Source organism: Frankia tisae (assembly GCF_025403405.1).
Classification (GTDB): domain Bacteria; phylum Actinomycetota; class Actinomycetes; order Frankiales; family Frankiaceae; genus Frankia; species Frankia tisai.
This window is the reverse complement of record NZ_JANEZT010000001.1, coordinates 17,999-32,471: the sequence shown is the minus strand read 5'-3', so window position 1 is coordinate 32,471 and position 14,473 is coordinate 17,999. Positions and strand designations below refer to the sequence as shown.

16 protein-coding genes and 4 tRNA genes are annotated in these 14,473 nt (G+C 69.7%); 15 read left to right on the top strand and 5 right to left on the bottom strand.

Translation table 11 applies throughout. The annotated features are described in order from the left end of the window. Nucleotides 1-10: 10 nt before the first annotated feature. A complete protein-coding gene (gene htpX, locus NBZ85_RS00165; RefSeq protein ID WP_261553519.1) occupies nt 11-883 on the top strand; it encodes a zinc metalloprotease HtpX in 873 nt (290 codons plus the stop codon). A 219-nt stretch (nt 884-1,102) separates the two neighbouring features. On the opposite strand, the gene NBZ85_RS00160 is transcribed toward htpX, so the two are convergent. Next, complete coding sequence (locus NBZ85_RS00160) at nt 1,103-1,591, bottom strand: YajQ family cyclic di-GMP-binding protein (protein ID WP_261553518.1); 489 nt, start codon at nt 1,589-1,591, stop codon at nt 1,103-1,105. Between the two features lie 197 nt (nt 1,592-1,788). Between NBZ85_RS00160 and NBZ85_RS00155 the strand changes: the two genes are divergently transcribed. Then, nucleotides 1,789-1,873, top strand: a tRNA-Tyr gene (locus NBZ85_RS00155). A gap of 103 nt (nt 1,874-1,976) precedes the next feature. On the opposite strand, the gene pyrE is transcribed toward NBZ85_RS00155, so the two are convergent. Continuing rightward, entirely contained in the window at nt 1,977-2,510 is a 534-nt protein-coding gene (gene pyrE, locus NBZ85_RS00150) for an orotate phosphoribosyltransferase (RefSeq protein WP_261553517.1), read from the bottom strand. Nucleotides 2,511-2,628: 118 nt separating this feature from the next. On the opposite strand from pyrE, the gene NBZ85_RS00145 reads away from it, so the two are divergent. Continuing rightward, nucleotides 2,629-3,117 (top strand): gamma-glutamylcyclotransferase family protein, encoded by a 489-nt coding sequence (locus NBZ85_RS00145; RefSeq protein WP_261553516.1) that lies wholly within the window; start codon nt 2,629-2,631, stop codon nt 3,115-3,117. A gap of 103 nt (nt 3,118-3,220) precedes the next feature. Here NBZ85_RS00145 and NBZ85_RS00140 read toward each other — a convergent pair whose 3' ends face one another. Together NBZ85_RS00140 and NBZ85_RS00135 are read right to left on the bottom strand one after the other, a co-directional pair. Then, a complete protein-coding gene (locus NBZ85_RS00140) occupies nt 3,221-3,817 on the bottom strand; it encodes a DUF7144 family membrane protein (RefSeq protein WP_261553515.1) in 597 nt (198 codons plus the stop codon). A 212-nt stretch (nt 3,818-4,029) separates the two neighbouring features. Beyond that, nucleotides 4,030-5,532: a GH25 family lysozyme gene (locus tag NBZ85_RS00135; RefSeq protein ID WP_261553514.1), complete on the bottom strand. Its 1,503-nt coding sequence runs from the start codon at nt 5,530-5,532 to the stop codon at nt 4,030-4,032. Nucleotides 5,533-5,922: 390 nt separating this feature from the next. Between NBZ85_RS00135 and NBZ85_RS00130 the strand changes: the two genes are divergently transcribed. The 5 genes from NBZ85_RS00130 (at nt 5,923) to NBZ85_RS00110 (ending at nt 7,746) form a co-directional block, all read left to right on the top strand. Next, nucleotides 5,923-5,998 (top strand) — tRNA-Thr (locus NBZ85_RS00130). Between the two features lie 101 nt (nt 5,999-6,099). Beyond that, nucleotides 6,100-6,173 (top strand) — tRNA-Met (locus tag NBZ85_RS00125). Between the two features lie 97 nt (nt 6,174-6,270). Further along, nucleotides 6,271-6,435, top strand: coding sequence for a 50S ribosomal protein L33 (gene rpmG, locus NBZ85_RS00120; RefSeq protein ID WP_009740545.1), 165 nt, complete (start codon nt 6,271-6,273; stop codon nt 6,433-6,435). Nucleotides 6,436-6,764: 329 nt separating this feature from the next. Continuing rightward, nucleotides 6,765-7,223: a MaoC family dehydratase N-terminal domain-containing protein gene (locus tag NBZ85_RS00115; protein WP_261553526.1), complete on the top strand. Its 459-nt coding sequence runs from the start codon at nt 6,765-6,767 to the stop codon at nt 7,221-7,223. Between the two features lie 94 nt (nt 7,224-7,317). Further along, complete coding sequence (locus tag NBZ85_RS00110) at nt 7,318-7,746, top strand: MaoC/PaaZ C-terminal domain-containing protein (RefSeq protein WP_261553513.1); 429 nt, start codon at nt 7,318-7,320, stop codon at nt 7,744-7,746. 61 nt (nt 7,747-7,807) lie between these two features. Here the strand turns inward: NBZ85_RS00110 and NBZ85_RS00105 are convergent, their stop codons facing one another. Continuing rightward, a complete protein-coding gene (locus NBZ85_RS00105) occupies nt 7,808-9,016 on the bottom strand; it encodes a pyridoxal phosphate-dependent aminotransferase (RefSeq protein WP_261561335.1) in 1,209 nt (402 codons plus the stop codon). 427 nt (nt 9,017-9,443) lie between these two features. On the opposite strand from NBZ85_RS00105, the gene NBZ85_RS00100 reads away from it, so the two are divergent. The 7 genes from NBZ85_RS00100 (at nt 9,444) to rplL (ending at nt 13,857) form a co-directional block, all read left to right on the top strand. Beyond that, nucleotides 9,444-9,516, top strand: a tRNA-Trp gene (locus NBZ85_RS00100). Nucleotides 9,517-9,563: 47 nt separating this feature from the next. Then, nucleotides 9,564-9,833 (top strand): preprotein translocase subunit SecE, encoded by a 270-nt coding sequence (gene secE / locus NBZ85_RS32470; protein WP_261553511.1) that lies wholly within the window; start codon nt 9,564-9,566, stop codon nt 9,831-9,833. A 170-nt stretch (nt 9,834-10,003) separates the two neighbouring features. Then, nucleotides 10,004-10,933 carry a transcription termination/antitermination protein NusG gene (gene nusG, locus NBZ85_RS00090; RefSeq protein WP_261553510.1) on the top strand — a complete coding sequence of 310 codons (930 nt, stop codon included), beginning with the start codon at nt 10,004-10,006 and terminating at the stop codon, nt 10,931-10,933. A gap of 35 nt (nt 10,934-10,968) precedes the next feature. Then, nucleotides 10,969-11,403, top strand: coding sequence for a 50S ribosomal protein L11 (gene rplK / locus NBZ85_RS00085; RefSeq protein WP_261553509.1), 435 nt, complete (start codon nt 10,969-10,971; stop codon nt 11,401-11,403). A 131-nt stretch (nt 11,404-11,534) separates the two neighbouring features. Beyond that, nucleotides 11,535-12,251 carry a 50S ribosomal protein L1 gene (gene rplA, locus NBZ85_RS00080; protein ID WP_261553508.1) on the top strand — a complete coding sequence of 239 codons (717 nt, stop codon included), beginning with the start codon at nt 11,535-11,537 and terminating at the stop codon, nt 12,249-12,251. A 463-nt stretch (nt 12,252-12,714) separates the two neighbouring features. Further along, nucleotides 12,715-13,287, top strand: coding sequence for a 50S ribosomal protein L10 (gene rplJ / locus NBZ85_RS00075; RefSeq protein ID WP_261561334.1), 573 nt, complete (start codon nt 12,715-12,717; stop codon nt 13,285-13,287). 177 nt (nt 13,288-13,464) lie between these two features. Next, a complete protein-coding gene (gene rplL, locus NBZ85_RS00070) occupies nt 13,465-13,857 on the top strand; it encodes a 50S ribosomal protein L7/L12 (protein ID WP_261553506.1) in 393 nt (130 codons plus the stop codon). Nucleotides 13,858-14,473: the final 616 nt, after the last annotated feature.

Below are 14,473 nucleotides of genomic sequence, written 5' to 3'. Positions count from 1 at the left end.
CCCGATCGCCATGCCGCACCGCCACCTCAACGGCCTGAAGACCGCGCTGCTGCTGGGCGTGCTTTCTGCCGCCATCCTGCTGGTGGGTTCGCTGTTCGGGCGGGGTGGACTGCTCATCGCCCTGGTGCTTGCGCTCGCGATGAACGGCTTTTCCTACTTCTTCTCGGATCGCATCGCCCTGCGGGCGATGCAGGCCTACCCGGTCACTCAGGTAGAACAGCCCCGGCTCTACGCCATCGTCGGGGAGCTCGCCCGCAATGCCCGCATGCCGATGCCGCGGCTGTACCTGAGCCCGACCGGCTCGCCCAACGCCTTCGCCACCGGCCGCAATCCGCGCAATGCGGCGGTCTGCTGTACCGAGGGCATCATGGAACTGATGGACGATCGCGAGTTGCGCGGCGTTCTCGGGCACGAACTCAGTCATGTGTATAATCGCGACATTCTTATCGCCTCGGTCGCCGGTGCCCTCGCCAGCGTCATCGTGTACCTGGCGAACATGGCCCAGTTCCTGGCCATCTTCGGCGGGCGGGACGAGGAGAACGGGCCGGGCATCTTCGAGCTGCTGTTGCTGATGATTCTGGGGCCGGTGGCGGCGACGGTCATTCAGCTTGCCATCAGCCGATCCCGGGAGTACCAGGCCGACGAAGCGGGCTCGACGCTCACCGGCGACCCGCTCGGGCTGGCCAGCGCGCTACGCAAGCTGGAGGCGGGTGCGACTGCCCGCCCGCTGCCGCAGAACTCGAAGCTGGGCCCCGCGGCCGCGCTGATGATTGCCAATCCGTTCCGCGGCGGCGGCGTCGGCCGGCTGTTCTCGACCCATCCGCCCATGAACGAGCGGATCGCCCGCCTGGAACAGCTCGCTCGTATGAACCCGTATCAGTGACCGGCAACCGACCACGGTGTTATCCACCCTGGCGCAGCCATATTGCGGTGGGAAACTCGGAGTAGAGTTCTGCCGTCGCCCGCGTTTCGCGGGACGGTAGCCGGGAACGGAAACGTTTCACGGCCACGACGGCGGCGGAGCGCACCCCCCAGGTTCCGCCGCAGGCACCCCGCCCGAAACCCCCCATCGGGCGGGGTGCGCCGTTTCCGGGTGCGGGCCTCAGCGATAGTTGACGAACTGGAGCGGGACCTCGAAGTCCTCGGCCTTCAGCAGCTGGATCACCCGCTGCAGGTCGTCCCGCTTCTTCCCGGTGACGCGGAGCTGGTCGCCCTGAATCTGGGCCTGTACACCCTTTGGGCCATCGGTCCGGATCTTCTTCGCGATCGCCCGGGCCTTGTCTTCCGCGATGCCCTGCTGGACGGTCACCGACAGGCGGAACTCCTTGCCCGACGGCTTGGGCTCGTCGAACGACAGCGCCTTGAGCGAGATGCCGCGTTTGACGAACTTCTCCTGCAGGACGTCGAGCACTGCCTTGACCCGCTCATCTGTGTTCGCTACCAGCAGAATCGACTCCCCGGACAGGGCGGCCGACGCGCCCGTGTCGCGGAAGTCGAAGCGGGTCCGGATCTCCTTGGCTGTCTGGTTGACAGCGTTGTCTATCTCCTGTTCGTCGACTTTGCTGACGATGTCGAAGGATGGGTCTGCCACGTGCGCGGACCTCCAGTTCGGTTCGGTGCGGGGATGTCCGGTTGGGTAAGGGTGTCGAGTTGACCACCGTATGTGGCCATCGGGGGCGGTACCCGCCCCGGGGGGTGACTACTCACCGTTGTATTCGATCGACGACCGCCTTGCAGGGTGGTCCACCGTCCCGGCGGTCCAGCGGGACCGGTATGCTCCTCTACGAAGGCAGGTTGCCCGAGCGGCCAAAGGGAACGGTCTGTAAAACCGTCGGCTCAGCCTACGATGGTTCGAATCCATCACCTGCCACCATCCCCGGGCTCGCCCCGGGGATTTGTACGTCCGGTCAGGCCCGAAGCGACGCTTCGGGCCTGACCGCTTTCCGGGCTGTGCCGCGGCGATGGGTGCTCGCCGCTCAGTGGGCCGCGGCGGCATCCAGCTCGGCGCGGGTCAGCAGCGGGTGCAGGGCCAGGCCGAGCTCGGCCAGCCGTTCGCGGCCGCCCTCACCGCGGTCGATCACGCAGAGCACGTCCTCGACGATTGCGCCCTCATCGCGCAGCACCTTCGTCGCGTCCAGGACTGCGCCGCCGGAGGTGACGACGTCCTCCACGAGAACGACGCGGCGGCCGGTGACCTCGCCACCCTCGGCGATCCGCCGGGTGCCGTACTCCTTGGCCTTCTTGCGCACGAACCGCGCGGGCAGGGCGGTGCGCTGGGAGAGCAGGGTGGCCAGGGGCACGCCGCCGAGCTCGAGCCCGGCCAGGACCTCGGTGCCCGCGGGCACGAGCCCGGTCAGGCCGTCGACGATCGCGGCGAGCAGCTCCGGGTCGGCCTCGAACAGGTACTTGTCGAAGTACTCGGTGCTCGTCTTGCCCGACCGGAGCAGGAAGGTGCCGGTCAGATGGGAGGCGGCCCGGACTCGGGCGGCCAACGCCGCGTCGTCGCTCACGGGGTGCACTCTAGTGCCGCCTCGCCCGGGCCCACCGCGATTGCCGATCGGCGTTCGCCACCCGTCCACACTCGACGTACCGGGGTGTTCGGCGACCAACCGGCGTTACGGTGCCTCAATGTCGCGATCCGCCGACGAGCGCCGCCTGCCGGTCCCGCCGGACGGCCCCGGTCCACTGCTGTTCGTCTACGGGACGCTGATGTTTCCCGAGGTGGTCTCGATGCTGATCGGCCGGGTGCCCCCGATGGAGTCCGCAGCCGCCCCCGGATGGCGGGCCGCCTGCCTGCGCGGTCGCCTCTACCCGGGGCTGGTGCGCCGGGTGGTTGTGGACCAGGTGGCTCGGGAGGAGGCGCCGGCCACGGGGCGGGTGCTTGTCGGCCTCGATCCGACGGAACGTGCGGTCCTCGACGCGTTCGAGGGCTCGGCCTACGCAGCCGGCCCGCTCGTCCTGGCCGATGGGCGCCCAGCAGTCGCCTACCTCTGGCTCGACGCCGCCGAGGCGACCGCCGAGGACTGGGATGCCAGTGCGTTCGCCGGCCAGCACCTCGGTGACTACGTTCTGCGGTGCGCGGCCTGGCGAGCTCAGCTGACCGATTCGGAGCTCTGAGTCACATCACCTTCGGTGCAGGAAAGCGTCACCGTCGGTGCAGATCCTGCAGAGCCGTATCACCTTCGGCGGGCTGACCGGTTGCTCCGGCCAGCCCGTCGCCTCAGCGGTTGATCGTGGGCGGGAGCCCTTCGTCACCGCGCCCGCCGCCGCGCGGTTCCCCTGATCCGCCTCGGCTGGTGAATCCGCCGGAGCCTGGGCGGACGCCTGCGGTCTCCGTGGCCCGGTTGCCGACACCCGCGCCGCGGCCGGCGGCCTCACCCACGCCGGCTCGGTCGCCGGGGTACGGCTCCTCGAAGCGGCCGTGGGCGCTGTCGTAGGTGCACAGTGCGTAGATCACCAGGATGTCGATCGCGATGATGATGACCGACCACACCGGGAACGCCGCCACGAAGGCAAGCTGGCCGATCGCATTGATCGCCGCGATGGCGATGCCGGCCCACCGCGCGTAGTCATTACGAATGTAGATCCCGTAGGCGAGCGCCATCTCGACGATGCCGATCGCGATCCACAACGCGCCCCAGAAGTTGGTGTCGGCGTAGAGGATGTTCGCGCCGCCGTTGAGGTTGTTCACGACCACTGTGTAGTCGCGCAGGGCCGCGATGCCGTAGATCAGGTTGTGGAATCCGACGATGAACATGATCACGGCGGCGAAGGTGAGCCATCCGCTCAGCGGGCGAACTGCCCGATTTCCTGCCATCTCTTCCTCCCGTTCGACGCCGATGCCTCACCCGACCGGTGAACCGCCACGCCCCGGTAAGGGGGCCACCGGGATCGGACGGGGCACGACCTCGTGGTCGCGGCGGGTCGATACCGGCACCGTATGGTCCGGTCGTCATTCGGTAGTCAGACAACTACCGTCCGCCGCTTAGGTGCGATACCCGTCCTGTACCGACGTCACCCCTACTGGGTTCAGCCGAGGGGCGGCAGCGTCGTGATCTTGTCTGTGGCGGCGTCCCAGTGCAGCCGGCCGTGCTGGAAGGTGCTCTCCCGCCCGCCCGGCACCGAGTACTCGTCGGTCGTGGGCAGGCCGAGGCTGGACGCCGAGCCGCCGAGGGTCAGGTAGGTCTGCAGGATCCGGCCGTGGACCTCGTGGGCTCCGGTCACCGGGTGCCAGTAGATCCAGCCCCCCTGAAAACGGGCCTGCTGGGCGCCGGGTGTACTGGCAATCTCGATGTCACTCACCGGGCGGCGCAGGAAGCTGTTCGACCCGCCGATGCCGAGGTACTTCGTCGAGATCGGGCCATACAGCGCGTGCACCCCGGTGGCGACGGACCAGAAAACCAGGCCGTTGCCGTACTGCTGCCAACGGCCCCCGCCGCCCGCGGGATTCTCGACCCCGACCGGGGCGCCGAGGTTGGCCTGGGTCGGCCCCGCGGCCGCGTACCACTTCTCGATCTCACTGTGGGTGCCGTCCGCCTGCGCGGTGAGCGCGCTCGACGTGCAGCACAGCACGTTCGTGTCCACGTTGCCGGCGATTCCGGGCACCGCGCCGCCCGAGGTGTACTGCCACAGCGCCCATTTCGACCAGCCGCCAGGTAGCCAGCCGGGGGCCGCCTGGCCGTTGTAGATCGCGAACCAGAACGGGTACTTCACGAAGTCGTGAGTATCCGCCATCTTCCCGGTCCAGAACGACCGATAGGTGTAAATGATGGGGATCCGTCCGGTCTCGGACTCGACCTCCTCCAGGAACGCCCGGGTCCAGGCTGCGAGCGCCCGGGGGTCGAGCCCGCCGGTGTCCTCCAGATCCAGCACGGGCGCGAGGTGGCCCGTCGTGCGCGTCAACCCGGTGACGGCGATGAAGTGCCGGGCCTGTTCCACCGCGGTCGACAGCGACTGCGCCGGGCGCGCGTAGTGGTAGGCGCCGACCACCAGTCCGGTCTTCGTGGCGGCAGCGCGGTCGGCGGCGAAGAACGGGTTGGTGTAGTTCGCCCCCTCGGTGGCCTTGATGATCGCGAAGCTGAGGCCGGAGCCGCGAGCCGCGTTCCAGTCGATCGGCCCGCCACCCGGGTGCTGCCACGAGGCCACGTCGACCCCGCGTGGCCACAACGGCGAGGGGGTCGCCCCCTGGGCGACGCCGGCGGTGCCGGACATGGTCAGCGTGGCGGCGGTGAGTGCGGCGACGCTCAGCAACCGTCGGGGCAGCGGTATCGCGAGCGCCGGCCTGGCCGGCGAGGACCGGCGGCGGGGGGTGTGGCCAGCGGCGTCCGTCCGGCGGACCGGGACGGCGCTCGAGGGGCGGATCGGCCTGGACTGCGATGCCTGGGTGGCCATCGCGGCCGGTCGGCCGGGGCGGGGGAACACCGTGCCGGGTGGCAGCGGGGTGCCGGGCCGGATCGGGATGCCGACAGGGCCGGCATCGCCGTCGGTGCCTCGGGTCGTCGGATACCGGCCAGGACGATGCGTCGAACGCATGGGCAACCCTCGGATGCTTGGGAGGCGACGGTCGGGGAGGCTCGTGATCCGGTTGGCCGCGCCAAGAGGGGCGCACCAACGGGTGCGCCACACGCTAAGCATTCAAGGAATTGCTTACAGCTATCAAAGGTAAGGGAGTCCGAGTTATTCGCTACGGACAGTTGTTCTCGCCGGCAATCTGCGCATCTTCCGGTCGGAACGGCCGCCGGGTCGGGCACGGCGGCGTGCCAGTGGGCAAGACTGGCGATGGGGGTGTTCCGGGCATCCGGCGGCGGGCGGCAACCGCTGAGGGTTGGTCCGGGGCGGCGCTCGCATGATCGGGGACGAAACGGGCGGGGGTGCCGTCCCAACCGTGCTCGCCGTCGTGTAACCTAAGCTCCGCGACCTCGCGCCCCTTTAGCTCAGTCGGCAGAGCGTCTCCATGGTAAGGAGAAGGTCTACGGTTCGATTCCGTAAAGGGGCTCCACGTTCCAGTCCTCGGGCGGGTTCGTGTCCGGGATGGGCGGTTCCGCCGGTTCTCCCGGGTAAGCTTGTGGTCGGATCTCCGGGCATCCCGGAGACCATCCTGGCGGTGTAGCTCAGTCTGGCAGAGCAAGCGGCTCATAATCGCTGTGTCGCCGGTTCAAGTCCGGCCACCGCTACTATCGGGGTGCGGTGTGCCGCAGCCCCCTTAGGGGCTCGCGGCCTGCCGCGTCGCCCGATCAGTTCAGCACCCGATTCAGGAAGAGGCATCACGCCGTGGCCGCCACTGACGTCCGCCCGAAGATCACGATGGCGTGCCAGGTGTGTAAGCACCGGAACTACATCACCCGCAAGAACCGGCGCAACGACCCGGATCGCCTCGAACTGAAGAAGTTCTGCCCGAACTGCGGCAAGCACACGGAGCACCGCGAGACCCGCTGACGATGCTCGGCGTCCCCCGCTGGGGCCACGCCGCCGTCCGGCGGATGCGCATTCGGGTTCCGTGAGCCCATCGCCAACGCGTCCTCACAACCGGCCAGGGATCGCCCTGGCCGGTTGTTTGCGTGCCCACCCCCCGACCGGGCGTGTCGGTCGGGGTCGGCGGTGCTGGTTCGGCGGTGTGATACCCAGGACACGTCGACCCGCCCGTCGATGGGTCAGCACGCCTGGTTTGTGGTGAGATGCTCCACGCCGCAACCGGCGCGGCACATTCGCCGGACCGCCAATTGACGGCATCCGGGCCTGCCGTGGACATCGAGATCGGAGCCGTGATGTCGCTCAACCAGGACTTTGTGGGACGCAGTTTCGTCTCGCCCGTCCCCTTCCAGGTCGGACGCGAGCACATCCGGCAGTTCGCCCGGGCGATCGGGGACGACAATCCGCTGTACCACGACGTGGAGGCCGCCAAGGCCGCCGGCTATTCCGATCTTGTCGCGCCGCCCACGTTCCTGATCAGCGCGATCCCCGGGGCGTTGGGGCTGCCCACCGACGATCCGGCGCTCGGGCTGGACTACGCCCTGGTCGTGCACGGTGAGCAGCGCTTCACCCTGCGCCGACCGGTGGTGGCGGGGGACGAACTGATCACCACCTCGACCCTGACCGGCATCCGGGCGGTGGGTCGGAACGAGGTCCTCGTCACCACCTACCGCTACGACACGTCAAGCGGCGAGGAGGTCGCCGTCGGCGCGTGCACCCTGGTCTCCCGTGGTACGGCACCGCCGCGGGGATGAGCGCGCGTCGCACGGCGCCCAGCCCGGCCCAGGCCGGGCGTCCGGCCGCACCCCCGGGGCTCACCGGGAGTGCCTCACTCTGGGGAGAACAACGATGACGGCGACCGTCGGCTATGACGACGTCGAGGTCGGCACCGAGCTGCCGGAACGGCTGTTCCCACTGCGGCGGGTCGATCTCGTCCGCTATGCGGGAGCGTCCGGGGACTTCAACCCCATCCACTGGAGCGAGCGGGCCGCCGCGGACGCGGGCCTGCCCGGCGTGCTCGCGCACGGGATGCTGACGATGGCGACCGCCACCCGTCTCGTCACCGACTGGGCCGGGGACCCGGGCGCCGTGCTCGAGGTCGGCGTGAAGTTCTCCTCGCCCGTGGTGGTGCCGGACGGTGACGAGGGCGCCTCGGTGTCGGTGCGTGGCGTCGTGGAGAAGAAGCTCGACAACAACCGGGTGGTGGTCAACCTCACCACCCGGTGTCGCGGCGAGAAGGTGCTGATGGCCGCCCGCGCCACCGTTCAGCTGAGCTGAGCTGAGCAGGCCGGCAGCCGGAGCGGGTCGGTGGCGGGTCGGCGGGTGAGCGGCCGGTCCGTCAGACGGCCTCGGCCAGCAGATCGGACAGCCGGCCCACGCCCTTGGCCAGGTCCTCGTCGCCCAGCGCGTAGGACAGTCGGGCGAAGCCCGGGGTGCCGAACGCCTCACCGGGGACGATGGCGACCCCGGCCTCCTCCAGGATGAGCTGGCACAGTTCGGCGCTGGTCGTGGGGGTCCGGCCGCGCAGGGTTCGGCCCAGCACGCCCTGCAGCGAGGGGTAGCAGTAGAACGCGCCCTCGGGCAGCGGGCAGCTCACCCCCGGGATCTGGGTGAGCATGCCGTGCATCGTCAGCCGGCGGCGGTCGAAGGCGACGCGCATCTCGGCGACGGCGTCGAGGGGCCCGGTGACGGCGGCAAGCGCCGCGATCTGGGAGACGTTGGCGACGTTCGAGGTCGCGTGCGACTGCAGGTTCGCCGCCGCGGCGGTGACATCCGCCGGCCCGATCAGCCAGCCGACCCGCCAGCCCGTCATCGCGTAGGTCTTCGCGACGCCGTTGACGATGACGCAGCGCTCCGCGAGCCCCGGCACCTCCGCCAGGATCGAGGCGAACCGTGCCTCGCCGTAGACGAGATGCTCGTAGATCTCGTCGGCAAGTACCCAGATGCCGGCCTGCTCGGCCCAGCGGCCGATCTCGCGGATCTCCTCCGGCGTGTGCACGGCGCCGGTCGGGTTCGACGGCGAGTTGAACAACAGCACCTTGGTGCGCTCGGTGCGGGCCGCCTCGAGCTGTTCGACGGTCACCCGGTAGCCGGCTTCCGGCCCGGTGACGACGTCGACCGGCACACCCCCGGCGAGTCGGATCGACTCGGGGTAGGTGGTCCAGTACGGCGCGGGCAGCAGCACCTCGTCACCCGGGTCGAGCAGCGTGGCGAACGCCTCGTAGACGGCCTGCTTGCCGCCGTTGGTCACCAGAACCTGGCTCGCGGAAACGGTGACGCCGGAGTCCCGGGCCGTCTTCTCGGCGATGGCCTGCCGCAGCTCCGGCAGGCCACCCGCCGGGGTGTAGCGGTGCATGCGGGGTTCTCGGCATGCCTTCTCCGCGGCGGCGACTATGTGGTCCGGAGTTGGGAAGTCCGGCTCGCCGGCGCCGAAGCCGACCACGTCCTGCCCCTCGGCGCGCATCGCCTTCGCGGTGGCGTCGACGGCCAGCGTCGCGGACGGGGCGATGCCGCCGATGCGGCTTGAGATCCTGCTCATAGTGCCCATGCTGCCATGGCGTCCGGATGAGCGTCGTACGCAGGCGGCCGGGATCCGGCGTCCGTGCGGACCGGGGCGGGGGTGGCCGCAGGACCCGGTTCCGCGGGTCCTGCGGCCGTTGTGCCGCGGGTCCTGTGGACGGCGCGCCGCGGGTTTTGCGGCCGTTGTGCCGTGGGTCCTGCGGACGGTGCGCGGCGGGACTCGGGACAGTGCCCGGACGGTTCCGCGCAACACTCGGTGGCCACCGTCCGGACAGCCTGCCCGGGCCGGCGAGCACTCGACGCGATCGGCCCGCGCGGAGTCGGGTCGATGAAGGGGTATGCTCGATCCGCTCGGGTACCCATTGCGGTAGCCGGCTCACGGGCTGGCCTGTGCGCTATGGTTCATAAGCGCAGCGTGTGGGTTCGGCGAGGCGGCGGGGCTCCGGGCGTGTCCAAGGGGCGTGGCTCAATTGGTAGAGCACCGGTCTCCAAAACCGGCGGTTGCAGGTTCGAGTCCTGTCGCCCCTGCGCTGTTCGACGGTTGGCTGGTTTGGCGACGGAGTGGGTGGAGTTGAGTGGCGACCGATACCCGTGACGCGGCACCGCGTCCCAGGCGGGCCACGCGTACCGCGGGCCGGCGTCAGCATCGGCCGTTTCAGTTCATCCACAAGGTCCTCCGGTTCATCCGCGAGGTCATGGCGGAGCTCCGGAAGGTCGTCTATCCGGGCCGGAGCGAGCTGATCACCTACGTGCTGGTCGTGCTCGTCTTCGTCAGCGTGATGACGGCCTTCGTGGCTAGTCTCGACTTCGGGCTCACGAAGGCGGTCCTCGCGATCTTCGGCTGACGGGCCCGCCAGCCGGCGGGGTCGGGCAGTGCGGACGAACGGGTCCGGGCGGGCGACAGCCGCCGGTCCGCAGGTCGATCGTGTCCGCCCGTTCGGCACCACGCCCGCGCAGCGCCCGCTCCGCGGAGTCCACAGCAGCACCAAGCGTCCACGAGAGAAGGATCGTCCGCGTGTCCCAGTCGCCCGAGCAGGCCTCTTCCGAGCAGGGGGAGGCCCTCGCCCGTCTCGATCTCCTCGCGGCGTTCGAGCACGACGAGGTGGCGAGCACGGACGCCGGCGCCGAGCTCGATGACGCCAGCGCCGACGACACCGACGAGTCGGGCGTTGAGGCCACCGACGAGTCGGGCGTAGAGGCCACCGGTGAGACCGACGCCAGCGTGGCAGCCGACGCCAGCGTGGCAGCCGACGAGGCCGGCCCCCTGGCCGGCGCAGGCGCCGCGCCCGGTGCGGCGGGCGAGCCTGCCGCGGTCGCCGAGCCCACGAGCGCGGTGCCGGTCGCCGTGGCCGACGACACCGATGACGATGACGAGGACGAGGACGACCTGCGCCGCGCCATCGAGGACGCGCCGGGCGAGTGGTACGTCGTGCACTCGTACGCGGGCTACGAGAACAAGGTCAAGACCAACCTCGAGACCCGTATCTCCAGCCTCAACATGGAGGACTACATCTTCCAGATCGAGGTGCCCACCGAAGAGGTCCCGGTGGTCAAGAACGGCAAGAGGCAGCTGGTCCAGCAGAAAAAGTACCCGGGTTACATCTATGTCCGGATGGACCTGACCGACCAGTCCTGGTCCGCGGTCCGTAACACGCCGGGTGTGACCGGGTTCGTGGGGCTCACCAACCGGCCCTCGCCGCTGCGCCGCGAGGAGGTTCTGTCCATCCTCGCCCCGGCGGCCCCGAAGGAGAAGAAGGTCGAGACCGTCCGGGTCCAGGAGTTCGAGGTCGGGGAGTCGGTCACCGTCATGGACGGGCCCTTCGCCACGCTCCCGGCGACCATCAGCGAGATCAACCTCGACGCCCAGCGGCTGAAGGTGCTGGTCTCGATCTTTGGTCGCGAGACGCCCGTCGAGCTGCAGTTCAATCAGGTCGCGAAGATCTGATCCGGTCCGTAGAACCCCGGTAGGAAGACGAGCACATGCCCCCCAAGAAGAAGAAGATCACCGCGATCATCAAGCTCCAGATCAACGCCGGCAAGGCCACGCCGGCGCCGCCGGTCGGTCCCGCGCTGGGCCAGCACGGCGTGAACATCATGGAGTTCTGCAAGCAGTACAACGCGGCGACCGAGTCGCAGACCGGCAACGTCGTGCCGGTCGAGATCACCGTGTTCGAAGACCGGTCGTTCACCTTCGTCACGAAGACCCCGCCGGCCGCGCGGCTCATCCTCAAGGCCGCGGGCGTGGAGAAGGGAAGCGGGACTCCGCACCGGGACAAGGTCGCCAAGCTGACCCCGGCTCAGGTGCGCGAGATCGCCCAGACCAAGCTCCCCGACCTCAACGCCACGACGATCGAGGCGGCAGAGAAGATCATCGCGGGGACTGCCCGCTCGATGGGGATCACGGTCGGCGACTAGCCTTCCGCGCCCCCCCAGCCACACCGGACCGACGCCGTGGGAGGGCGGTCGGACCGCCGACTGCGGCGCGGACGAGGTCCACGCCGTGGCGAGCCGGGCCGATCGTCCGCCGGCACCACGAGGAGACACCCATGAAGCGCAGCAAGGCCTACCGGGCCGCCGCCGAAAAGATCAACCCCGAGAACCTCTACAGCCCGCTGGACGCCGTCCGGCTCGCCCAGGAGACCTCGACCACGAAGTACAACGCGACCGTCGAGGTCGCCATCCGCCTCGGGGTCGACCCGCGCAAGGCCGACCAGATGGTCCGCGGCACGGTCAACCTGCCGCACGGCACCGGCAAGTCGCCGCGCGTTGCCGTGTTCGCCGCCGGTGAGAAGGCCGCCGAGGCGACCGCCGCCGGCGCCGACATCGTCGGCAGTGACGACCTGGTCGCCCGCATCCAGGAAGGCTTCCTGGACTTCGACGCGACGGTCGCCACGCCGGACCAGATGGCCAAGGTCGGGCGGATCGCCCGCATCCTCGGCCCCCGCGGGCTGATGCCGAACCCGAAGACCGGCACCGTCACGCTGGACATCGGCAAGGCCGTCGCCGACATCAAGGGCGGAAAGATCAACTTCCGGGTGGACAAGCAGGGCAACCTGCACATCGTCATCGGGAAGACGCACTTCACCGACGCCCAGCTCATCGAGAACTACACGGCGGCCCTGGACGAGATCGTCCGGGTGAAGCCCTCGGCGGCGAAGGGTCGCTACCTCAAGAAGGTCACCTTCGCCACCACGATGGGCCCGGGTATCCCGGTCGACCCGAACCGCACCCGCAACCTGTTGGAGGACGGCGTTCCCGCCTGATCCCATCGCCGCGCCGTGCCGGCTCCCGGCCGTGCGCACAGCGGTGGCTACTTTGCTTCCAGCTTTCCTGGCTTTCTTGCCCTTCCAGAGGTCTCTGTGTCTGTTCCGTCCCTCTGGAAGGGCAAGGTAAGCGGGGAGGCCGGGGCTCGAGCTGGGCGATGAATGTGTACGTGAGATCGTCGCGTACACTGAGCACGAACACGTTTTACACCGAAGACCGCTGGTCGCCGTCGTCACCCAGGTGGGGAAGATCCCACTCGGGACGAGCGACGGTCGAAGGCCCGACTTCCCCGGGCGGCCCGCGCAGGTGACGGAAGCAAGGACCGCGGCACTGTTGAGGCGGTCGGCGCTGGTGCGCCGTCCTCTCTCCCCTGTCGCTCTTCACGCCCCGTGCGCCTGCGCCGGGGCGTTCGTCGTCTCCCGGGGTTGAACGGATGGCCGGCCGATACCCCGAAGGAGCCCCATGGCGAAACCTGAGAAGACCGCCGCGGTGGCGGAGATCGCCGAGGAGTTCCGTGGCGCGACCGCCGCGGTCCTCACCGAGTACCGCGGTCTGACGGTGAGCCAGCTCACCGAGCTGCGGCGCACCCTTGGCAAGGGCGCGCGCTACGCGGTGGTCAAGAACACGCTGACCAAGATCGCGGCGGAGCAGGCCGGTGTCACCGGGATCGACGAGTTGTTCGTCGGCCCGACCGCCGTCGCCTTCGTCACCGGCGACCCGGTCGAGGCGGCCAAGGGCCTGCGCGACTTCGCCCGCGCGAACCCGGCCCTCGTGGTCAAGGGCGGCGTTGTCGAGGGCAAGGCGATGACGGCCGACGATATCCGCAAGCTTGCGGATCTCGAGTCTCGCGAGGTCCTGCTGGCGAAGCTCGCCGGCGCGATGAAGGGCTCGCTGTCCGGCGCGGTCGGCCTGTTCGCCGCCCCGCTGTCGCAGGTCGCCCGGCTGGCCGAGGCGCTGCGCGAGCAGCGGGCGAGCCAGGCCGGCGCCGAAGTGCCCACCGAGCAGGCGCCGGCGGCCGAGGCCTCCGCGGAGTAGCCGTCCGCACCGCGGGATGACGGTGGCCGGCGACGGCCGCCGCCGCCCCTGGACCACCCCGCGCCGGCCGGGCCGGCACGCCGAGGCCCAGCCGGCACCACCCACGAGCCACCCCGATCACCGGTCGCCCATCCGGCCGGACAAGATCATCGGCATGACGAGGAAGGAAACGCCATCATGGCGAAGCTGTCGACCGAAGAGCTGCTCGGCGCGTTCAAGGAACTGACTCTGCTCGAGCTCTCGGAGTTCGTGAAGCAGTTCGAGGAGACCTTCGGCGTGACCGCCGCGGCGCCCGTCGCCGTGGCTGCGGCGCCGCTCGCCGGCGGCGCCGGCGGCGAGGCCCCGGCTGCTGAGGAGCAGGACGAGTTCGACGTCATCCTCGAGTCCGTCGGCGACAAGAAGATCCAGGTCATCAAGGAGGTCCGGGCGCTGACCAGCCTCGGGCTGAAGGAGGCCAAGGACCTCGTCGACGGGGCGCCCAAGCCCGTCCTGGAGAAGGTCGCCAAGGAGGCCGCCGAGAAGGCCAAGGCGGCCCTCGAGGGCGCTGGCGCGTCGGTCACCGTCAAGTAACACCGCCCGTCTTCCGGGTCCGGTCCGGGCGGGCTCTGGCCCGCCGCCGCGGGCCGGTGCGGTCGCTCGACGCGGCCGCGGCGCATCCCGCGTGCCGGGGCACCTCCGAGGTGTCCCGGCACGCGGCGTCTGAGCCCTCGAAACGCCGAGACACGCTGCTACGTAAGCGGATGAGCAGGTCGGGTCGTTCGTGACGTTTTCCGAAGGGGGTTGACGGCCTCTGTAGATCGGAGTTCCATCATGTCGCGAACGCTCGTCGGGAAGCAGATGCGGTGCGCTACGTTCTCCCCGCGTGGTCCTGCCACGCACGTCCTTGCCAGCGGTGTGCCCTTCGGCTACACTGCTAGTTTGCGCTGCCCTTTTCGTCGCATCGGCTCCGCCGACACCTTTCCGGTGAGGTCGGGCTCTCTGTGGGGGTCCGGTACGCGCCGCCTTGCGGTTCCGACCAGGTCGTCGGTGCCGCGCTCGCGGTGGGTTCCGGTTCGACGTGAAGGCGCGTTGGCCGTGCTGGTGCGTGGCACGGCTGTATCGCAGCCACACCGAGGACTCTGAGCAGACCTTTGCCCGTGCACCGACCCGTTGTTCTCAGCGGACACCCGCGTCGCCGCGCGCTTGC